We start from the raw sequence: 19117 nt of genomic DNA on the forward strand, positions 1-19117 counted from the left end.
AGCTGGGAGTGAGCGAATGAATGCGCGAATGGAGCTGGTTTTTGCCTTGGTTTCAGGGGGCTTGTTGGTGAGTGGATGCGTTGCCTCAGCCAGCAGCGCTCCGTCGGTGCCGCCTCCGGTGGCACAGCCGCAGCCCGCGTCAGAGCCGCCGGTCGAAACGCATCCAGAACCAGAGCAAGCGGCCTATCCCGCCCCCGTGGATCTGCCCGAGCTTAGCGACCGTTCCATCGTCCGCAAGAACATGGCGGAGGGGCCATCGATCATCACGGTTGAGACGGCGGAAATCCCTGAAACGCCGACCAAGATTACGGATCAGGCCGCAGCTGAGCGGTTGTTTGGCAATTCTGGCATAACCCTGCAGTGGATCAGCTGGAAGCAGCGCGGGCCGGTGTTCATCGCGATCGATGAAGACGGGGTCTGGTGGCTGACCGGCAAGCAAGAGGGCGAGGATGGCTCGGGCTTGAAGTTGGAGGGGCGCATTTCGGAAATTGGCTCGGACTATTTCCTGTTTCAGGGCGAGATCAAGATCATCGGTTCGCCAGATGGTGAGCGCTATTGTCGCGGGAATAAACAATGGCGTTTCGGCATAACACAGAACCGCAAATATTGGCGTTTGCGCGAATTTGAATGGTGCGACCGGCTAACCGATTACATCGACATCTATTTTTGAGGCCGCGTGAACGAGCGCCAGTACGCACTATTGCGCGCTCATAACCATCTGATTATCGGCGATTTCGACCGTGCCAATCTTGGATAGATAGGATTGGCCGAGCAGCGATATGCTGAGCCCTTCTGGAATGATCACGGCGGGGATGTTGCGCCGGGCCATGCCGCCGATCTCAACCTCATTAAGGCGGGTCGGCACGCCGTACACCGCGCCGCTTGCGCCTGCACCAATATGGCGGACTTCGCTCTCGTCCCATTGCAGGCCAGCGGCCAGTGCGTCATCCGCGGTCAGCGCGATCACGCTCGCCCCGGTGTCGACCAGCATGCGAATATCCGCGCCATCGACGTAGGCAGAGGCGTAAAAATGCCCATCCGGCTTTCGCTCCAGCACGTGCTCACCTGCAGACCATGCTGCGTTGGATTGTGATTGGGCAGAGGAAGTACCACCAAAGCGCGATGCAGACGCGCTCGTATCGCTCTCGGATGCATCCTCATCAGCAGAGGGCACAGCCAGATAGGCAAAGCCGCAGGCGGCAAGCGCAAAGACAATAAAACGTTCCATCACCTCGCAGCTTAGCGGGGCGAGATTAAGCCTCTCTAAAGAGTGGCAGTGTGTGCGGAAACACGCGCGTTTTCATCCGCCATCGCCAGCATGGAGCGGGCGTGGCGCGCGCCAATTTCCGCCTGATCATCGCCGTACCCGCCGCCCAGCGCGCTGGCCACAGGAAGGCCCCGCGACCGCGCCTCGCGCACGACATAGCGATCCCGCATGGTCAGCCCCTCGTCCGACAGCGCCAGCCGGCCGAGCTTGTCCTCTGCATGGGGATCAACGCCGGCCTGATAGAACACAAAATCGGGCGTGAACTCGGCAAAAACGCGGGGCAAATGCAGCGTCAGCGCCGCCATATAGCTATCATCGTCCACACCATCGGGCAGCGGCACATCCAGATTAGAGCGTGCCTTTCGCACCGGAAAATTCTTCTCCGCATGCAGCGACAGCGTGAAAATATCATCGCGCAGCGCGGTGAGGCTGGCGGTGCCATCGCCCTGATGCACGTCGAGATCGACGATCAATATGCGCGCCGCGTCCCCTTCCGCAATCAGGCGGTTGGAGGCGACGGCCAGATCGTTGAACACGCAGTAACCCGCGCCGGTGTTCTCCAGAGCATGGTGGCTGCCCGCGGCGCTGTTTGCGGCATATCCGTGCTCCATTGCCAGCTTCGCCGCGAGCCACGTTCCGCCATTGGTGTGAGCGACGCGGCTGGCGATGTGCGGGGTGACGGGGAAACCGATGCGGCGTTCCTTTTCGCGCGGGACGCTGGCGGTGAAAACCTCCTCGACATAGGCCGGGTCGTGCACCGCCTCCAGCCATTCGCGCGGGATAGGCTGAGGTGCGTGTTCGGTGATCTCCGCGCCGCTCTCTCGCCCAAATTCCCTGAGCGCCTCCATGACGAGATAATACTTGTCGAACTTGAAGGTGCCGCGCTCTGGACGAGGGGCCATGTAGTCTGGGTGATGAACGACGTGGAGCACCCTGGCATCACTCGCGAGCCTCTTTGCTCAAGTCAACATGCAGCCATTAAGACATTGTTCATTAAGCGAATGTTCCTTTAGGAAGGTTTTTGGGGAGCGTCGTAATGAAACATATTATCGCAACAACAATAGTCAGCGGAGCAGCGATTTGCCTGCCAGCGTCACAGGCGTCGGCACAATATGATGCGGCGCGGCCGGGCAGCTCGCTTTATGCTCAGCCGGTGAAAAACGATGCGGCGCAGGCCTTCATCCAATCGGGTGATGCCTATGTTCACTGGCTAACCAGCATGAAGTGTCCGGTGGAGACCTCTGGTGTGCCGCTGAATGTGCGGAGGCAATACACCATCCAGGGGCATTCGGTTGCCTGCAGTTATGGCGATGGCAAGACCATCCGAACCAGCTTCAATTTCAGGCCGTTCGACCGGGATGAGACCCCTTCGACAATGGTTGAACGTATTTCTGCCAGTATCGAAGAAGGGGGAAGATCGCGGCAAAAAGCGATGTTCAAGAAGTCAGGATGGATTTCGCCGGTGAGCCAATTGCCTGCGTTAAAGTGACCTATGATTATCAGCCCGGTAGCAGCGGAGTTAAGATTTCAGAGAGCATCATGGCATGCAATATGCTCACTTGGGCACTTTCGGTTAACTGGACTGGCCGGACGTCTGAAAAGGCGCGCGGTGACGCACTGATCGAGGATTTCCTCAAGAAACAACAGGCCACCAGACAGCATTTGCGCAGTTGCATTGCCGAGGGCAAAAAACGCCGCGAAATGCAGCCGAGCAGCGCAACGGGATTGAGCATCGCGGTGGACAGGTTCGGCTATCAGGAGAAAGGCAATCCCTGCTTCTCAGGCAATATTAGCGCGAGGGAAGGCCGCGATCCGCTGTTGATATTGGTTTGGCCTGGCAATCCGGATACACCGACGACCCTTCATTCCGTTGCGCAAAACGGCGTCGTAAATCGCCAACCGGTGTTCCAGCTTCAGGATATGTGGGCGACTGTACCGGCAAGCGAGCGCGGGCCGGGTGGTTATGTCATGGTGAAACAGGACGCCGATGGAACCGTGTCGTCTTATGGCGGATATCTGAAGATCGTGAGCAGCGGCAGTATCTATGAAAACTACCTGAAGGTCTTGAGTGGAGAGCTGAAAGCCCAGACGAGTTCCAAGCCCAACAAGGCCGGCGGTTCAAATATCACGATCGGCTAGCTGTGATCGGCGCCGGTTGTGATTGTCATCATGACCGGCAGCCAGGCTGCTTGCCCCCTGCTTTTGCATCCGCGATTTCATAACGGCTTCGCCTTACTAGCGGCTCCAGGCTTCAAGCTCACCGTAAATCGCGTCTTCATCACGGCTTGCGGCGTTGCGCCAGGTGGTCGCCGTGTCCGCGTTGAGCAGCTCGCCCTCAGCCGTCAGGATCAGCACATTGGGCGTGCCGGGCAGGTCCTCAATCCCAAACCGCTGGGCAATCGCGAGATTATGGCCGTCGCCTGATTGCGGCATGCCGACATTGATAAACACTAGCTCGTATTCTGCGTCGATCAGCGCGGCGAAGCGATCGGTCTGAAGCCAGCCCGCAAGGGCGCGGCTGTCGTGGCACCAGTTTGCGCCCATCACCAGCATCACGAGTTTACCGTTTGCTGCTGCCCGTTCAAACGCAGCATCGACATCCGCGTCCACGCTCTCAGAGACGTCATAGGCCTTAGCCTCGGGATAGTCGTGCGAGGTGGACAGCGTTCCTGCCGCCATGACGCCGCCGGTCACCAACAGCCCGCCAGCCAGTCCGCCAAACAATTGTTTGATCACTCGGCAGCCTCTGGCGCTGCTTCCGCCTCGACTGCGTGCGGATCAAAGGCGGTGGCTTCGCCTGCTTCGATCTTCGCTGCTTTTTCCTCGACCAGTTTGACAATGTGTTCGAGTGTGTTCTCATCATTGATCGCATGCGCTTTCACGCCGGAGAGGTAGACCATGTGCTTGCCATTGCCGCCGCCGGTCAGGCCAATATCGGTCTCGCGCGCTTCGCCCGGTCCGTTGACGACGCAGCCGAGCACGGACAGCGACATGGGCGTCTTGATGTGCTCCAGCCGCTTCTCCAGCGTCTCAACCGTGCGGATCACGTCAAAGCCCTGGCGCGAACAGCTGGGGCAGGACACGACTCGGACGCCGCGTGTGCGCAGGCCCAGGCTTTTTAGCATTTCATAGCCGACTTTGACCTCTTCCTCTGGCTCCGCCGACAGTGAGACACGGATCGTGTCACCAATCCCCGCCCACAGCAGGCTGCCCATGCCGATTGAGGATTTGACCGTGCCGCCGATCAATCCGCCTGCCTCTGTAATGCCCAGGTGCAGCGGGCAATCGACGGTTTCCGCCAGACCATGATAGGCGGCCACTGCGAGAAAGACGTCGCTGGCTTTCACGGCGACTTTAAATTCGTGAAAATCGTGATCCTGCAGCAACTTGATATGATCGAGCGCGCTTTCGATCAGCGCCTCTGGGCAGGGCTCGCCATATTTTTCGAGCAGGTGCTTCTCAAGACTGCCAGCGTTCACGCCAATGCGGATTGCGCAGCCATTGGCCTTGGCCGCGCGGACAACCTCACCCACGCGCTGACTGCTGCCGATGTTACCGGGGTTGATGCGCAGACAGGCGGCGCCGCCGTCGGCTGCTTCCAACGCGCGTTTGTAGTGAAAATGGATGTCGGCCACGATCGGAATGCGCGCAGCCTTGGTGATCTTGCCAAAGGCGGCGGTCGCTTCTTCTGTCGGGCAGGACACCCGGATGATGTCCGCGCCCACTTCTTCGCACCGGCGGATCTGATCGAGCGTCGCGACAGCATCTTCGGTCGGGGTGTTGGTCATGGTCTGCACGGTGATCGGCGCATTGCCGCCTACCGGCACATCGCCAACCATGATTTGGCGGCATTGCCGCCGTTCGATATCGCGCCAGGGCCGTATTGAAGACATGCCTTGCGATATAGGCGCGTTGATGGGCAGGGGCAATGATGCAGGCGCGGGTTGGCTAAGGGCACGCAAACAAAAGCGGCGGCCAACTGAACGCTGACCGCCGCCTAAATTTCGTGAGACCTGCCTGTTACCAGCGGATCAGTGGGGGAACCACGATCCGGCCAATGACAGCCGCAATTGCCACGGGCACAACATGCCACAGGCCCAGGTGCGCGACACTGTCGACCGGGCAGGTGATGCCATAGGCAAAGGTGCCAAGTGCGCCCGCTGCTGTACCTGTCAGCCAGCCGGACCGCTCTAGCGAGACCGGTGCGCTGCGGCGCAGCCACAGGATGGACGCTAAGCCAACCAGCAATGAAGCAGACAGCGAAGCCTTGGTGCACATCCAGGCAACCGGTGTGACCAGCTCCCCATGATCATGGCTACCAGTGGCCACGCTCAGTGCCACTGTGATTGGCAGAACAGCGAGCATTGCCGCGCTCCAACCAGGGGCGTTTTCACGCTGGCCAACGCGCGGAGATCCGCCCATGACCAGAGCCAATGCGCTGGCTACGCCAAGCAACAGGACCAGGCCGTTGGTGACCCAAAAGAACGAGGAGGCCTTGCCTTCGAACATGCCGAACCAGAAGTCGAACACGGCCACTGACACGGCAAAGGCAACCAGCGTGGCAAAGCCCACCAGCATCAGACCGCCTTGAACCGTAATCCGGCGGACCGGTTCCAGATCGTCAGCTAGCCCTGCAATCATGTTTTCACGTGTAGTGTTCATCTTAATCAGCTTTCTCAACCAGCGCGGCAAGCTTCTTCAAGCCGCGATGTATATTCACTTTAACCAGACTTTCGCTCTGGCCTGTTCTTTGGGAGGCTTCGCGGATCGAAAGCCCCTCGATTTTGACCAGTTCGATGGCCTCTGCCTGACTTTCATTGAGGTGGCTAAACAGCCGCTCAAGACTAACCCGGGCCAGCGTCACTTCTTCGTCGCTATCCTGCACCGCATCGTCATCTTCGATTTCTTTGCTCTCGTGCTTATACACTTTGCGCAAATGATCGACCCAGCGATAGCGGGCAATGGCGGCCATCCACGGCATAAACGGACGGGTTGGATCGTAGGTTGCCCGTTTATGATGGATCGCCAGCAGCACGTCCTGCACCAGATCATCGAGCTGGGACGGTGGCACGCGCCGGCGAAAATATCTCTCTAGCCACATCCCCGCCTCTGACAGCAGCACATTGTAGGCGGCTTTGTCGCCGTCTTGTGCCGATGCCATCAGGCGGGCAAGGGTGACTTCGTCAGCGATCACAACCCCGTCTCCCGTTACTGGCCGCGTGCTTTAGCGATCAGAGTGTCAGCGGAGAAGATACCGCCACCGCGAGAGACCAGAGCCAGCGCCAGAGCGATGATCGTAACAGCCCAACCAAAGAAGTGATCACTGGTAGGGAATACGAACAACTGGATGACGATTGCCATGCCCATCAATGCGAGAGCTGAGAACCGAGTGAACAGTCCAAGCACCAGCAGGATCGGGAACAAAAACTCTGCATAGGTTGCCATCGGCACCGCTATGTTGGTCGGCAAAGGAAGGCCTGCAAACTCATTCTCAAAGATGAAGTATTGCACTTCACTGATCTGAAGCCACGTGCCTTCCTCGACCTTGGTTTTGTACGACCGCCAGAATACTCCGGCGAGCGCGATGCGGGTGAAGAGCAGCGCAAGCCCTTCAAAGAATCGGCCAGATAACAGCCCGACCAACCGGTCATATAGTGAGATTACGCTGCTCATAAATTCCTCCTAGAATTCGCCGCGCTGCTTAGCGCTTAACCGGCTTTAGCGAACCTTTGCCCTTAGGCGTACTGATTTTAACGCAGCTGCCTTTGTCGACATAGGTCCATGCATTTCCTTGGTAATCGCGGGTCGATGTACCTGCACAGCTTGTGCCTGGACCGGCAGCGCAATCGTTCTTGCCTGCTTTTGAAACTCCGTAGCATTTTTCTTTGGCACCTTGCGCAGCAACTGGTGTGGATGCAAGGCTGGCTGCGATACCGGCGGTCATGGCGAGGCCAGCGAAGGTGGCGATTGACTTAGCGTTCATGATGTTTCTCCAAAAATCTTAATCGGTGTGTTGGTCCAGCTTAATGCCGGGACTGACCATGAGTTCGTGGCCCTACATGCAATGGTTACAGGTGGGCACTTTTTTCTGTTTTTCTTTGGCAGGAGGCCATTTGTTAAAGGGCAGGTGTAACGCCTGCGCCCTCACGCGCGAACACTATCCATGAAGCAAGCATTGCAAGGCGGTGCCTTAAAACCCGCAGCGTAGCAATGTTTCAAAGTCTGGCGAACGCGCGCTCAACCCTAGCATGAGCGCGCGGTTGCCAAGCGGTCTGGTACGCTTGCACGTCTGCCCATTAATCGACCCTTCAAATGGACGAGGAATGTGAGCGTACTAGACCGCTAAATTTCTGCTATAGCGGGAAGAGATATGCAAACCACACAAGAAACGATTGCGCCATTTGGCGGCTTTGGCCTGGGTCTCAGGCGTACGCATTACGAGGATTTTCTGGATCGCGGCAACGGGCGGGATGTGCCGGTCGACTTTGTCGAGGTGATCTCGGAAAACTATATGATCGAAGGCGGGCGCCAATTGCGTATCCTTGAAGCGGTGCGGGAAAAGCACCCGGTGATCATCCACGGGGTGTCGATGTCGATTGGATCGGCGGGCGGATTGGACGCCGATTATCTCGACCGCCTCAAGCAATTGGAACGCCGGATTGACCCTTTGTGGGTGTCAGACCATCTGTGCTGGACCCGCACGAGCGCGCACAATAGCCATGATCTGCTGCCGCTTCCACTGACCGGCGAGGCTCTCGATGCGGTCTGCGCCAATATTGATCGCGCGCAAAGTCACCTTGGCCGGCCAATGCTGTTCGAAAACCCTTCCAGCTATCTCACATTCCCCGAGGACGAGCTGACCGAGTGGGAATTCCTGTCGGAAATGGCGCGGCGCACGGGCTGCTATCTGCTGCTCGATGTGAACAATATCTATGTCAGCAGCCAGAACCACGGATTTTCAGCCGATGACTATCTTGCTGGCCTGCCATTGGAGCGCGTCCGCCAGATCCATTTGGCCGGACATGATCCGGCAAATGAGCAGCGGGATATCATTATCGACACGCATGACCGCGAAGTGTGCGACGAGGTGTGGGCGCTTTATACCAAGGCTTTGCGCATGCTGCCGGTACCGGTCGCGACAATGATTGAACGCGATGACAATATTCCGCCGCTGCCCGAACTGCTGGCAGAGCTGGAGCGTGCGCGCGGCTTGGCTAAAGAGGCTCTGGAGCCGGTTCCTGCATGAGCGCCGCTGATCTCGCTCAGCAGCAGGCCACCTTTATGGCGCAAGTGCTCGATGAAAACGTGCCTCTGCCGAACGGTTGGGGCAATTCGCAGGCTGCCGGAATGCAGGTTTACCGGGGCAATTATCGCTCTGCTTTGATGGATGCGCTCAGCGATACGTTTGAACGGGTGAAGCATTATGTGGGCGATGGGCCCTTCGCTCAGGTCGCTGCGCATCATGCGATCACCAATCCTCCTGCCAGCTGGACGATTGATGATGCGGGTGCGGGCTTTGATGAAAGCTGCGCTCAGTTGTTCGGCAACAATCCGGAAGTGGCCGAGCTTGCCTGGCTGGAATGGACCATGCTGGGCCTGGCGACTGCACCGGATGTTCAGCCGCTGGATGGGACAGGTTTTGGCACGGCAACGGCGCAGTTTGGCGATGCCGATTGGGGCGCGATGAAACTGATGCTTGCACCGCGTGCCGCCGCGCGCGAGGTGGCGCATGATCTCACCGTGATCTGGAACAACCTGGGTGAAGATGGCGCAGAACTCGGCGAATTCACGCTCGAAAGCCCCGGCGGCTGCCTGGTTTGGCGCGAAGGCGAACAAACAGTTTTTGTGATGGTCGAGGCAGAGCAAGCGCGCGCGTTTTCCGCGGTTCAAAGCGGCGCTAGCTATGGCGAGATCTGCATGCTTCTGGCGGGCGACAATGCCGGTGAGCAAGACATCGCAGATGCGGCGATGCGAGCTGGCGCGATGCTGGGGCGTTGGCTCAATGACGGGCTGATCATAGGGCTCGCCTAAAGCGGCCGCTGCTTAGGTATTCGTCGCTCGCTTGCCCAATAGGGGGGCTATTCTACTTCGCTCGCTCCGTGCCCTGAAAGATTCTGGCTCAAGCCACGGTCATGTGCTTAATGGGTCCTGACCTAAGTCAAAGGGAGAGACCATGCTTAGCGGAACCTCGATCGAACTGCGCAGCGCCAAGGCAAGCCTTACCATGCGGCTGGTCAAATGGATCATGTCGCGCAGAAGTGCTGTTTTCCCGCATGATGCCGGAGATTTTGCCTCCTATATGGCGTCGCGCAAACTCCCCGAAGACGCGCCCATGCCGGCCAAGTTTGAGCAGCAATTTCAAATCGAGCATTGGGAGGCTGAGGGTCAGAAGCTTGTCACCTTACACCCCAAATCGGGTCCAGCGGACTGGCACATGCTTTATTTCCACGGCGGGGGATTTATCCTGCCGATGTTCAAGGAGCACTGGCCGCTAGCCGCCGAATTGATCGGTCAGGCGGGCGTTAGCATTACCTTGCCGATGTATGAGGTCGTGCCGGAAAACCATTATTCGCGTGCGGACAGGCTAGCTGATGCCGCCTTTGCCAAGCTTGCAGAAACGCATGATCCGCAAAGGATCGTGATCTGCGGCGACAGCGCTGGCGGGCACATGGCACTCAGCCTGGCTTTGCGGCTGGCGAAGGCGGGCGGTCCGCAGGCTGGTAAGCTCGCATTGTTTGCGCCGTGGCTCGATGTAACGATGGCGGATCCGGCGATGCAGGCGGTGGAGCCGCATGACATCATGCTGAAGATCGGCACCTTGCGCAGCTGCGGTGCGATGTTCGCTGACGAGCGTGATCCAGCCAGCGCTGAGTGCAGCCCGCTATATGCTGCGCCCGAGGCACTGGCTCAATTGCCGCCAACCCGCATTTTTACCGGCCGGCACGATCTGTTCATCATCGACAGCCGCACCTTCACACACAAGCTGTGCGATGCGGGCGTGAATGCCAAGCTTTATGAATATGAGGGCGCACCGCATGTGTTTATGGCGGTCACACCCACGCGCGAGGCTAAGGATGTGTTCGCGCTGGTTCGGCAGTTCTTGGCCGAGGCGTAGCGCAGTCGCGACGAAGGATCAGGCGCTGAAGCTCTCGCCGACCATCTGCTCGCTTAAAGACCACAACCGGTCTGCATTGCCCTTGTCCAGAGCATAGCTGCGCACCCCGCCCTTGGTGGATTGGTCGTCAATCTCGGCGACATGGCAATCCTCGCAGTAAAGCCCGCCTTTGCCATTCAGCTCTGGCGCGGTTGCGGCCCAGGTCTGCGTCGCAGCGCCTTGGGGAATGCTCTTAAAGGCGAAGTTCGGATCGCTGCTGGTGACCCGCTCGATCAATGCCTGCTCCTGCTCTTCGCTCAAATGCCGGCTGAGATTGGTGTTGATCCCGCCCGGATGCACGGCAAAGGCGTGGATGCCAAGCGGGGAAAAGCGGTCCTCCAGCCCGACCGTAAACAGCACATTTGCTGTCTTGGATTGGCCGTAGCTCAGCCATTCGTTGTAATCGCGATCTTCAAAGTTGGGATCGTCCAGATCAACCGGGCCAATATGGTGGCCGCGGCTGGACAGATTGACGATGCGCTTGTTTGCGCCCGCTTCTACCAGCGGCATCAACCCCTTGGTCAGCAGGAAATGGCCCAGGTGATTGGTGCCAAATTGCCGTTCGAACCCGTCCGCTGTCGCTTCCTTGGGGCAGGCCATGACGCCAGCATTGTTGATCAGCAGATCGATCTTGGCAAAGCGCCCGGTCGCCTCTGCGCTGCATGCGCGCACGCTGTCCAGCGAGCCGAGATCGCAAATGATCGTCTCCAACTGAGCGCCGGGCGTTTCTGCCACGATGCCCTGCTTCGCCGCATCAAGCTTTGCCTGATTGCGCCCAGCCAGCACAATATGCGCGCCGTTGGTCGCCATCGCCCGCGCCGTCTCCAGACCCAGGCCAGAATTGCCGCCAGTGATGAACACGGTCTTGCCGGATAGATCCACGCCGGACAGCACTTCATCCGTGGTCGATTGTGCGCCAAATTTGCCCATGCTTGATCTATCCCTTTGTCACATACAATTGGGGCGCGGTAACATAGCCACCGCGCCCCGTCATGTGATTAGGCCAGCGTCCCGCAGGGGACGCCAGCAATCGCTTTATTTGTCGAGCTGTTCCAGCTTCTTGGCGGCCCATTCGCGCCCACCAAGACCGAAGGCCAGCGATGCAGCGACCGCGCCGCCGATGACCAAGGCACCAAAGGCGATGTTCACGATGTCTTGTCCGACATTCATGTTGCTAAGACCCATGAACGTGAAGACGAGGATGGTGGCATAACGCACCACTGAACTCGCCATCGAACCGCCATCGGAGCCGCCGAGCAGCTTAGCCAGCAGGTTAGCGATCAAGAAGCCAACGCCAATGATGACCGCGCCGAACACCACGTTTCCGCCCGTTCCAAGGATTTGATCAAGGATACCGGTCAGCTCTGGGAAGCCAAGAACCTTGGTCGCAGCGATTGCGAAGAACAAGATGATGGCGATTTGAGCAACCCGGGCAAACACGTCAGAGGCGTTGGTTCCTTCTGGAAGCAAGCCCATTGCGGCAATCGGACGATCAACGCCGAGGCCAGACAGCAATTCGCTGAGAATGCCGACCACGAATTTACTGATCAGGTAGCCAATGCCCAGCAACACGCCAGCGGCAATGATGTTCGGGATCGCGCCCATGATCAGGCTCAGCATTTCAGTGGCTGGGCCAGAGATGGCCGCGATGTTCAGCACCCCAAGAGCGCCGATGGCCACTGGAATAGCGATCAGGGCGTAAATGATTGTGCCCAGCGTCTTGCTAATCGTGGAATTGCCGGTGACGTTCTCTACGCCGCCTTTATTCGCCCACTTGTCGAGGTTTATCGTCTGCATCGCGGTGGTTGCGATATCGCGAACGATCCCAGCGATTAAGAGGCCGATGAACAGCAGCAAGCCTGCGCCAACGAGGTTGGGAACATAGCTCATAATATTATTGAGCAATTCGTTGATTGGCCCCGCGACCCCATCCAGTTCAAGCACTTGCAAGATGCCGAGCAGGCCGAACAGCCAGATCAGCAGCGAGACGATTTTTCCAAGCGATGTACCGATGCTTTCACCGCTACCGGTCGCGCGTTGAAAGATGCTGACCTTGTCGACGAGTGTCGCAAAAGCCCATTTAGCCGCCTTCGCAAGCAGCCATGTGACCACCAGAATAGCGACTGCGAACGCTGCTTTTTCAAGCAGTTCCATCGCAAGCGCTTGATCGAATTGATAATTGCCAATTTGCATAGGAGATCCCCTCATTACTGAAGTTCAGCCTAGACGCCGTGTAGGTTTCTACAAAGCGAACAGTTGTAAATTTTGTTGAAGGGGAGCTGAGGATTGGGACTGGCCTATTCGCGTATGAGAGGTATGATCGCGCCTATGCAGACAACGATCACGCGCTTCGCCTTGGGTTTGTTTCTTGGTCTGGTGGCGGCAGGCCCGCTAACTGCTCCCGCCTTTGCTCAAGACCCGAATGAGCCGCGCTGGTCGCTGGCGATCCATGGCGGGGCGGGAACGCTTGATCCAGAACGGATCACGCCGGAGCTGCGGGTACAATACGAGGCCGCGCTGCAAGACGCGCTGGATCGCGGCACGCAGATTTTGAAAGACGGTGGTAGCGCTGTCGATGCGGTGAAGGCGGCAATTGTTCCGCTGGAGGATAATCCGCTGTTCAACGCTGGGCGCGGCGCGGTGTTTACCTGGGAAGGGGAGAACGAGCTCGATGCCTCAATCATGGTTGGTAACGACCGCAGCGCAGGCGCAGTGACGGGCGTCAAAGCGATCAAGAACCCTATTTTGCTGGCCGACAAAGTACGCACCGAAAGCCGCCACGTGTTCCTGAGCGGGGCGGGCGCAGAGGAATTCGCGGTCGACAAAGGGCTGGAGACCGCCGGACCGGAATGGTTTGCGACAGAGCATCGCCGCGAGGCTTTGGTGCGGATGAAGGCGCGTCAGCTCTCTGCGATTGATGTTGATCACAAATTTGGCACCGTTGGCGCGGTGGCGCTTGATCTGTCCGGCAATTTGGCCGCAGGCACTTCGACCGGCGGGATGACCGGCAAACGTTGGGGCCGGATCGGGGACTCCCCCATGATTGGCGCGGGTAATTATGCCGACAACCGCTCTTGCGCGGTCTCGGCCACGGGTTCTGGCGAATATTTCATCCGGGTTGGCGTGGCGAAAGAGATTTGCTCGCGGCTGCGCCACCGGTTCCGAAAGGAAATTGACGCGGCTCAAGCGACCGTGCCGCTCGATACCGACGGCAACCCGACCTATATCGTGCATGCCTCTGAATTCATCTTCGACGAAGCAATCGTGCAGGAGGAAGCCGATGCCGTTATGGCCGAGGTCAAGGATTTGGGCGGCAGCGGCGGCGTGATCTTGGTGACACCGGATGGCTATGCGCTCTACAGCTTCAACACCACCGGCATGTACCGCGGGCGGGCGACCAGCGACGGCGTGAATGAAGTGGCGATTTTTGCGGGCGAATGAGGCGCGGGCCTAAGCCGCCCAGTCTCCTCGTTTTAGCCGCGAGCAAAGTCGACAAGCACTTTGCCAATTTCAGCCAGCAGTGCCTCGGCGGCTGGCTCGACTCGCTGATGCGTATCCTGAGCGCGGAAATATGCAGCGAAGGCTATTGGCGCTCTGCCTGGCGGCTCGGCAAAGCCAATATCGACATACAGGCTGCCCATGCCTGGCCAGAATGACGTGCCAGTCTTGTCGCCCGCGGCCCAGCCTTCGGGCAGGCCCGCTCGCACGCGGTTGAGCCCGGTCTGCGTGTCCACCATCCAGCGGCGCAATTGTTCGCGTTCTTCCGATGGCAGGACATCGCCATAGGTCAGCTTGGCGAGGGTGCGGGCCATGGCGAGCGGGGTGGAGGTATCGCGGACCTCGCCCAACGGCACATGGTTTAGCGCTGGCTCGATCCGGTCGAGGCGGCTCGTCTCATCCCCGATACTGCGCCAGAACTGGTTGAGCGCCTCCGGCCCGCCAAGCTCTCTCAGGAGTACGTTGGCCGCTGTGTTGTCGGATGTTTTCTGCGTCGCCTCGGCGAGTTCGCGCAGGCTCGCCCCTTGCTGAAGACGCGGTGTGGTGAAGGGCGCGTAGGACAGCAGCTCTTCCTCGCTCCAGCGCACATTCCGGTCAGCATCAATCGCGCCGGAAGCGTGACGAGCCAAAACCAGCGCGGCGAGCGAGGTTTTGAAGGATGAGCAATGGCCAAACCGCGCGGAGCCATTGTGGCTGATCGACTGGCCGGTTTCGGTATCGATGATGGCCGCGCCCAATGCGCCGCCTGCGGTTGCAGCCTCGAGAATGCGCAGCCGGGCCGAAAGTCGCCCAAGCGCGCTTTGGTCAATCGGTACGCAGGCCGCCGCTGCGCTTGCGAGCATTCCCGATAGGACTGCGCGCCGCTGCGCCTTGGGTGCTCCGTCAGGATCGCCGGACCTGCTCATGCAAACTTGTTCTGTTTGCGTTTGCCAAAGCGCATATCGTTTTCCAGCTTGGCTCTCAGCTGCGCATAAAACGCCTCTAGGAAGGCTCGCTCATCACCGGCGCCCGGATCCCATCCGATCTTGCCGCAAATGGTGGCGTGCACTGCCGAAATCGCCTCGCCCCTTCCATCGCGCAGCACCTGTTCCAGCGTCTGCAATTCATGTTCGCCGTAAACTGACAGCTCCTCATCGCCGAATTCATAAAGCGCCCCGGTAACGCCGCTTTGCCCGCGCGCGGCGCCCTGCGTAGAAAGCGCCTCGGCCAGCTTCGTACGCGGTGCCTCGACCACCCAAGTGCCCGCGATCACATCGCCGGCGCGCAGAGCGTCTTTGTTAAAGAACGGGAAGGCCATGAACACCATGAACCAGGCCAGACCTGCTAGCCCCGCATTGCCCATCTCGCCAGTGGGGGCGAAGATCAGGAAGACGAGCGGCATAAACAGTTCAATATCGCGCAGCAGGTTGCGCGCCAGTACGGCCTCCGCGGTTAGACGTCCGCCATCGCGCGCAGCGATGCGTATTCCGGTCGCGCGCTTGCCCAGGGTCGCGCCGCGCGGACCAAGTTCAAAGGCGAGGAAGTAGCCATAGCGAGCGAGGAACAATATTAGGATGAAGACGATGACGAGGAACTCTCCAGCGCCAGAGATGCTCTCTTCCATCTCGCTTGTGACTTCGTCGAACAGGCCTCCTGCAATCCAGCCCATCAGTAGGACAAAGATCGTCAGGCCCACATAAAGCAGCACGAAATCGAGGACAAGCGCGCCCACCCGCGATCCGCGCGACGCCACCACGATTGGCACAGTGATGCCCTCTGGCGTGACCAGAGTGCGCTGTCTCTTGTTGACATATTCATAGCTGCCGGCCGCCGCGCTCATGCGGTGTCCTCAATATTCTTGGGCCGATAGGCAAAGAAATAGGCGAGCCACAGCGCGAGCATTGTTCCGCCGATCAGAAAGCGGTCTTCCATTCCGCCAACCAATTGGCGCGGGAAAGCCTCCAAGATAGCAGCGACCACCATCATCAGCACCACGCCTGCCATCACGGTTGCGCCGCGCCGTCCGCTTTCCGCCGCTGCGGTTAGGACAGAGCGATTGCCTGGAAAGGCCATGGAGCGCCCGATATGCAGGCCCGCTGCACCGGATAGCAGGATCGCAAACAGCTCTGTTGTGCCGTGGACGCTGAGCCATGCAGCGAATTCCACTGTCAGCCCCTGGCCCGCGAACAGCCACAACATTGCGCCCAGCACCGCCATATTATGCACCAGCAGCATCAGCGATGGGATGCCAAAGGCAAAGCCGAGCGCAAAGGCGAGGATCGCGACCCCGGCATTGTTGCTGAACAGGCTGGCGGCGAATACTGACAGCCCGCTGGCGTCCTGCTCTACCGCGAGGGATTCTTGCAAAACCTCGCGGCTGGCGCCCGGCACGCGGGTGTCGAGGAATTGGGTGGGCACAAGCCGGAAATACCATTCGCGGTCTTGCACCACGAGCAGCCAGCCGACCACTGTGCCGGCGACCATCACGGCCAAGGCGATGCAAATCTCCAGCCAGATCTCGCGCACTGCGCGGCTCCACCCACCAAACAGGAACGAGCGTAGCCAGCCGCCAAAGCCCTGACGCGGGCCATAAACCTGAAACCAGGCGCGCTGCACCAGGCTCTCAAGATAGCGCAAGGTCGACGCATCGAGCGAGGTTTCGCGCGCGACGGATAGGCTGGATGCCGCCGTGCGATAGAGGGTGGGCAGGGCGAGCAAATCCTCATCGCTCACGCGCCGCAATCCGCCGCGCTCCATGCGTTTCAGGATCTCTTCAAGCCGCCGCCAATCGCCTTCACGCTCCAGACGGAAACGGTCGGAGCGCAGCGCAGCACTTTCAATATCGGCGGGCGCTTCAATCTGGGTTTTGCCAAACCAGCTGGAGATGACAGGGGCCTTCATCCGATCGCCTCGCTGTTCTTGATCATGAAATATCGGTCGATCAGCTGATAGCCGATCTGATCCCACGGGGCCTCGATCACATTGACACCCATGCGGCGCAGGCGTTGCAGTACGACGCGGCGTTGATTGGCTAGGGTATCGGCAGTGACGCTGCGCGCGAGCATGGCGATGTCTGAAGGTTCTTCAGCGATGAATTCCTCCAGCTCGCTATCCGCGATGGTGACGAACAATACGAGATGTTTGTCGACGAGCCTGCCAAGGCTTTCGATCATCAATTCCGCTGCGGTCGGATCAGTGAAATCGGAAAACAGAATGATCAACGAGCGGCGTTGCAGCTTGGCGGTCAGGGTCGCTAGCGCGAGGGTGAAGTTCGGCTCTGTGCTGGTGTAATCGAGCGAGGCGGCTGCGCTTTGCAGGCGGTGGAATGCGCGTGCATCGCCGACGAAAGGCGTCATTACCTGTGGTCGCTGGTCAAAACCAAACAGAGAGACGCGGTCCCCGCTCTTCAGCGCCACGTAGGATGCGGTGAGGGCGGCGGATACCGCCCGGTCAATGCGCGGCATGCCGTCCACCGGCTCGCACATTGCCTGACCGCAATCGAACGCGAAGACGATCTGATTGTTGCGCTCGCTTTCGTTTTCGCGGGCATAGAGCTTGGTGTGGCGGGCGCTGGCTTTCCAATCGATCCGGCGGCGGTCCATGCCCGGTTCGTATTCCGACAAAGCCTCAAATTGCGTGCCTTCGCCGCGAATACGCACTGGCGATCAGGCCAGTTTGAGCATCGCGCAGAAATGTCTGAAGCTCACGGCTGCGCACCGGCGAGAGATCGGGCCAGATCCGCAGCTCTGTATCCAGTTCTCGGCTTTGTTGGCGCGCACCGAGACCCAGCGGACCTGCCCAGCGCAGCCATGCGCGCGGAACCTGCGCGGTGCCGCGCCGCTCCGGCTTGGTCTGATAAGTACCGGTGTAATAATCTTCGGTGGAATGCGGGGTCAGGCTCAGCTCTGCGCGACCGCCGCCGCCCAGGCGCGGGTCAAATTCCAGCGCGCCTTCCACCCGCGAGATCTGCCCGCCAGTAAATTCTGCCAGCATGGTGAGTGCAGCAGGCTGGCCCACCTCGACATCGCGTGGGGCGCGAACGTCCCACTCTCCAGGGCGCCCTGCCAACCCCGCGTCCAGCACGATCAGCAGCAGCAGGACAATCGCCGCCGCGGGGGCTGCGATCCATGTGCCGGGCGCCATCGCCGCAATCACCAGAGCGACCGGCGCAAAACCAGCCGCCAGCCACGCCGCGCGCTCTGTCGGCACGATCGGCAGGCTGGGCATATTTGCCAGTCTGGGCAAAGCGAGAGCCATGGTTTTAGCGCGGCGCCTCGGTGCTTTCGATGAGTTCAGCGACCAGTGCCTCAACATCGCGGCCTTCGATCTCGGCCGCTGGGCTGAGCGTTAGGCGGTGGCGCAGCACGGGGACGGCAAGCGCCTTCACATCGTCGGGAATGGCATAGGCGCGGCCATGCAATGCTGCGCGCGCTCGGGCAGCATTGGCAAGCATCACGGCGGCGCGCGGAGACGCACCGACGGAAAGCTCCGCATGTTCGCGCGTCGCCCGCACCAGCCGCACGACATAGCCGGTTATTTCCTCGGCAACCGTCACATGGTCCAGCGCGCCGCTGGCCGCGATCAGTTTTGCCGTGTCGGCCACCGCCGTCACGCCGAGCGTTGCTGGCCGGATCGGGCCTTGCTTCTGGCCATAGCTGGTGACGATCTTGGTCTCTTCTGCCTCATCGGGATATTGCACCAAGAGCTTGAACAGAAAGCGGTCGAGCTGTGCCTCTGGCAGGGGATAGACCCCCTGGTTCTCAATCGGGTTTTGGGTCGCGACGACCATGAAACGTTCGGCCAGCTGATGAGTTTCGCCGTCCAGAGTGACGCGGCGTTCTTGCATCGCCTCCAGCAAGGCAGCCTGTGTCTTTGGCGGTGTGCGGTTGATCTCATCCGCGAGCAGCAGCTCGCAGAAAATCGGCCCGCGCGTCAGGGTGAACTCGCTGGTTTGAAAATTGAACAGATTGGAGCCCAGAATATCGCCCGGCAGCAGGTCCGGCGTGAACTGGATACGGCCAAAATCAAGGCCCAGCGCGGTGGCAAAACTCTGCGCCAGAAAAGTTTTGGCTGTGCCCGGAGGGCCCTCTAGCAATACGTGGCCTTCGCTGATCATCGCGATCAGCAATTGGTCGATCATCTCGTCTTGGCCGACGATGGCTTTGGCCACTTCGTCGCGGATCGCGTCCGCCAATTCGCGCAGTTCTTCGAGGCTCATG

21 protein-coding genes and 1 pseudogene are annotated in these 19117 nt (G+C 59.5%); 7 read left to right on the forward strand and 15 right to left on the reverse strand.

The window, feature by feature from the left end:
- Window positions 1-16: 16 nt before the first annotated feature.
- Window positions 17-670, forward strand: coding sequence for a hypothetical protein (locus tag AC0V6O_RS02600; RefSeq protein WP_486141375.1), 654 nt, complete (start codon window positions 17-19; stop codon window positions 668-670).
- 27 nt (window positions 671-697) lie between these two features.
- Here the strand turns inward: AC0V6O_RS02600 and AC0V6O_RS02605 are convergent, their stop codons facing one another.
- Both AC0V6O_RS02605 and AC0V6O_RS02610 read right to left on the reverse strand, forming a co-directional pair.
- A complete protein-coding gene (locus AC0V6O_RS02605; RefSeq protein ID WP_486141376.1) occupies window positions 698-1228 on the reverse strand; it encodes a retropepsin-like aspartic protease family protein in 531 nt (176 codons plus the stop codon).
- A 35-nt stretch (window positions 1229-1263) separates the two neighbouring features.
- Entirely contained in the window at window positions 1264-2199 is a 936-nt protein-coding gene (locus AC0V6O_RS02610; protein WP_486141377.1) for a histone deacetylase family protein, read from the reverse strand.
- A 104-nt stretch (window positions 2200-2303) separates the two neighbouring features.
- On the opposite strand from AC0V6O_RS02610, the gene AC0V6O_RS02615 reads away from it, so the two are divergent.
- Together AC0V6O_RS02615 and AC0V6O_RS02620 are read left to right on the forward strand one after the other, a co-directional pair.
- Window positions 2304-2756 (forward strand): hypothetical protein, encoded by a 453-nt coding sequence (locus tag AC0V6O_RS02615; RefSeq protein ID WP_486141378.1) that lies wholly within the window; start codon window positions 2304-2306, stop codon window positions 2754-2756.
- The gene (locus AC0V6O_RS02620; RefSeq protein ID WP_486141379.1) at window positions 2717-3406 is read left to right on the forward strand and encodes a hypothetical protein; all 690 of its coding nucleotides are present in this window, start codon (window positions 2717-2719) and stop codon (window positions 3404-3406) included. Before AC0V6O_RS02615 ends, AC0V6O_RS02620 begins: the two co-directional genes overlap by 40 nt.
- A 96-nt stretch (window positions 3407-3502) precedes the next feature.
- On the opposite strand, the gene AC0V6O_RS02625 is transcribed toward AC0V6O_RS02620, so the two are convergent.
- The 6 genes from AC0V6O_RS02625 to AC0V6O_RS02650 form a co-directional block, all read right to left on the reverse strand.
- Window positions 3503-4003 (reverse strand): thioredoxin family protein, encoded by a 501-nt coding sequence (locus tag AC0V6O_RS02625; RefSeq protein ID WP_486141380.1) that lies wholly within the window; start codon window positions 4001-4003, stop codon window positions 3503-3505.
- Window positions 4000-5160, reverse strand: coding sequence for a flavodoxin-dependent (E)-4-hydroxy-3-methylbut-2-enyl-diphosphate synthase (ispG, locus tag AC0V6O_RS02630; RefSeq protein WP_486141381.1), 1161 nt, complete (start codon window positions 5158-5160; stop codon window positions 4000-4002). The genes AC0V6O_RS02625 and ispG overlap by 4 nt, the downstream gene beginning before the upstream one ends.
- A gap of 127 nt (window positions 5161-5287) precedes the next feature.
- Window positions 5288-5929: an NrsF family protein gene (locus AC0V6O_RS02635; protein WP_486141382.1), complete on the reverse strand. Its 642-nt coding sequence runs from the start codon at window positions 5927-5929 to the stop codon at window positions 5288-5290.
- 1 nt (window position 5930) lies between these two features.
- Window positions 5931-6461: a sigma-70 family RNA polymerase sigma factor gene (locus tag AC0V6O_RS02640; protein WP_486141383.1), complete on the reverse strand. Its 531-nt coding sequence runs from the start codon at window positions 6459-6461 to the stop codon at window positions 5931-5933.
- A 14-nt stretch (window positions 6462-6475) separates the two neighbouring features.
- A complete protein-coding gene (locus AC0V6O_RS02645) occupies window positions 6476-6940 on the reverse strand; it encodes a DoxX family protein (protein WP_486141384.1) in 465 nt (154 codons plus the stop codon).
- A gap of 28 nt (window positions 6941-6968) precedes the next feature.
- The gene (locus AC0V6O_RS02650; protein ID WP_486141385.1) at window positions 6969-7250 is read right to left on the reverse strand and encodes a BufA1 family periplasmic bufferin-type metallophore; all 282 of its coding nucleotides are present in this window, start codon (window positions 7248-7250) and stop codon (window positions 6969-6971) included.
- 387 nt (window positions 7251-7637) lie between these two features.
- Between AC0V6O_RS02650 and bufB the strand changes: the two genes are divergently transcribed.
- The 3 genes from bufB (at window position 7638) to AC0V6O_RS02665 (ending at window position 10382) form a co-directional block, all read left to right on the forward strand.
- Entirely contained in the window at window positions 7638-8513 is an 876-nt protein-coding gene (gene bufB, locus AC0V6O_RS02655) for an MNIO family bufferin maturase (RefSeq protein WP_486141386.1), read from the forward strand.
- Entirely contained in the window at window positions 8510-9298 is a 789-nt protein-coding gene (locus AC0V6O_RS02660) for an HvfC/BufC family peptide modification chaperone (RefSeq protein WP_486141387.1), read from the forward strand. The genes bufB and AC0V6O_RS02660 overlap by 4 nt, the downstream gene beginning before the upstream one ends.
- A 142-nt stretch (window positions 9299-9440) precedes the next feature.
- On the forward strand, window positions 9441-10382 hold the full coding sequence (locus AC0V6O_RS02665; protein WP_486141388.1) for an alpha/beta hydrolase: 942 nt from the start codon (window positions 9441-9443) through the stop codon (window positions 10380-10382).
- A gap of 18 nt (window positions 10383-10400) precedes the next feature.
- Here the strand turns inward: AC0V6O_RS02665 and AC0V6O_RS02670 are convergent, their stop codons facing one another.
- Window positions 10401-11351: an SDR family NAD(P)-dependent oxidoreductase gene (locus AC0V6O_RS02670; protein WP_486141389.1), complete on the reverse strand. Its 951-nt coding sequence runs from the start codon at window positions 11349-11351 to the stop codon at window positions 10401-10403.
- 105 nt (window positions 11352-11456) lie between these two features.
- Window positions 11457-12614, reverse strand: a complete 1158-nt coding sequence (locus AC0V6O_RS02675) for a mechanosensitive ion channel (RefSeq protein WP_486141390.1) — start codon at window positions 12612-12614, stop codon at window positions 11457-11459.
- Window positions 12615-12728: 114 nt separating this feature from the next.
- Between AC0V6O_RS02675 and AC0V6O_RS02680 the strand changes: the two genes are divergently transcribed.
- Complete coding sequence (locus AC0V6O_RS02680; RefSeq protein ID WP_486141391.1) at window positions 12729-13862, forward strand: isoaspartyl peptidase/L-asparaginase family protein; 1134 nt, start codon at window positions 12729-12731, stop codon at window positions 13860-13862.
- A 32-nt stretch (window positions 13863-13894) separates the two neighbouring features.
- Here AC0V6O_RS02680 and bla read toward each other — a convergent pair whose 3' ends face one another.
- The 5 genes and pseudogenes from bla to AC0V6O_RS02705 form a co-directional block, all read right to left on the reverse strand.
- On the reverse strand, window positions 13895-14824 hold the full coding sequence (gene bla / locus AC0V6O_RS02685; protein ID WP_486141392.1) for a class A beta-lactamase: 930 nt from the start codon (window positions 14822-14824) through the stop codon (window positions 13895-13897).
- The gene (locus AC0V6O_RS02690; protein ID WP_472639745.1) at window positions 14821-15738 is read right to left on the reverse strand and encodes an RDD family protein; all 918 of its coding nucleotides are present in this window, start codon (window positions 15736-15738) and stop codon (window positions 14821-14823) included. The genes bla and AC0V6O_RS02690 overlap by 4 nt, the downstream gene beginning before the upstream one ends.
- Entirely contained in the window at window positions 15735-16799 is a 1065-nt protein-coding gene (locus AC0V6O_RS02695; RefSeq protein ID WP_486141393.1) for a stage II sporulation protein M, read from the reverse strand. The genes AC0V6O_RS02690 and AC0V6O_RS02695 overlap by 4 nt, the downstream gene beginning before the upstream one ends.
- Window positions 16796-18125: pseudogene (locus tag AC0V6O_RS02700) on the reverse strand (DUF58 domain-containing protein). The gene AC0V6O_RS02695 and the pseudogene AC0V6O_RS02700 overlap by 4 nt, the downstream one beginning before the upstream one ends.
- A gap of 34 nt (window positions 18126-18159) precedes the next feature.
- Complete coding sequence (locus AC0V6O_RS02705) at window positions 18160-19116, reverse strand: AAA family ATPase (RefSeq protein ID WP_486145468.1); 957 nt, start codon at window positions 19114-19116, stop codon at window positions 18160-18162.
- Window position 19117: the final 1 nt, after the last annotated feature.

The sequence above is a fragment of the Erythrobacter sp. JB2-19 genome (assembly GCF_057365005.1).

What these genes read in the sequence shown, in the direction of transcription:
- AC0V6O_RS02660 (WP_486141387.1), top strand. Translation starts at nt 8,510, where the DNA reads ATGAGCGCCGCTGATCTCGCTCAGCAGCAGGCCACCTTTATGGCGCAA.
- AC0V6O_RS02620 (WP_486141379.1), top strand. Translation starts at nt 2,717, where the DNA reads ATGGATTTCGCCGGTGAGCCAATTGCCTGCGTTAAAGTGACCTATGAT.
- AC0V6O_RS02680 (WP_486141391.1), top strand. Translation starts at nt 12,729, where the DNA reads ATGAGAGGTATGATCGCGCCTATGCAGACAACGATCACGCGCTTCGCC.
- AC0V6O_RS02675 (WP_486141390.1), bottom strand. Translation starts at nt 12,614, where the DNA reads ATGCAAATTGGCAATTATCAATTCGATCAAGCGCTTGCGATGGAACTG.
- ispG (WP_486141381.1), bottom strand. Translation starts at nt 5,160, where the DNA reads ATGTCTTCAATACGGCCCTGGCGCGATATCGAACGGCGGCAATGCCGC.
- AC0V6O_RS02650 (WP_486141385.1), bottom strand. Translation starts at nt 7,250, where the DNA reads ATGAACGCTAAGTCAATCGCCACCTTCGCTGGCCTCGCCATGACCGCC.
- AC0V6O_RS02670 (WP_486141389.1), bottom strand. Translation starts at nt 11,351, where the DNA reads ATGGGCAAATTTGGCGCACAATCGACCACGGATGAAGTGCTGTCCGGC.
- AC0V6O_RS02635 (WP_486141382.1), bottom strand. Translation starts at nt 5,929, where the DNA reads ATGAACACTACACGTGAAAACATGATTGCAGGGCTAGCTGACGATCTG.
- AC0V6O_RS02690 (WP_472639745.1), bottom strand. Translation starts at nt 15,738, where the DNA reads ATGAGCGCGGCGGCCGGCAGCTATGAATATGTCAACAAGAGACAGCGC.
- bufB (WP_486141386.1), top strand. Translation starts at nt 7,638, where the DNA reads ATGCAAACCACACAAGAAACGATTGCGCCATTTGGCGGCTTTGGCCTG.
- AC0V6O_RS02605 (WP_486141376.1), bottom strand. Translation starts at nt 1,228, where the DNA reads ATGGAACGTTTTATTGTCTTTGCGCTTGCCGCCTGCGGCTTTGCCTAT.
- AC0V6O_RS02645 (WP_486141384.1), bottom strand. Translation starts at nt 6,940, where the DNA reads ATGAGCAGCGTAATCTCACTATATGACCGGTTGGTCGGGCTGTTATCT.
- AC0V6O_RS02615 (WP_486141378.1), top strand. Translation starts at nt 2,304, where the DNA reads ATGAAACATATTATCGCAACAACAATAGTCAGCGGAGCAGCGATTTGC.
- bla (WP_486141392.1), bottom strand. Translation starts at nt 14,824, where the DNA reads ATGAGCAGGTCCGGCGATCCTGACGGAGCACCCAAGGCGCAGCGGCGC.
- AC0V6O_RS02665 (WP_486141388.1), top strand. Translation starts at nt 9,441, where the DNA reads ATGCTTAGCGGAACCTCGATCGAACTGCGCAGCGCCAAGGCAAGCCTT.
- AC0V6O_RS02695 (WP_486141393.1), bottom strand. Translation starts at nt 16,799, where the DNA reads ATGAAGGCCCCTGTCATCTCCAGCTGGTTTGGCAAAACCCAGATTGAA.
- AC0V6O_RS02705 (WP_486145468.1), bottom strand. Translation starts at nt 19,116, where the DNA reads ATGAGCCTCGAAGAACTGCGCGAATTGGCGGACGCGATCCGCGACGAA.
- AC0V6O_RS02600 (WP_486141375.1), top strand. Translation starts at nt 17, where the DNA reads ATGAATGCGCGAATGGAGCTGGTTTTTGCCTTGGTTTCAGGGGGCTTG.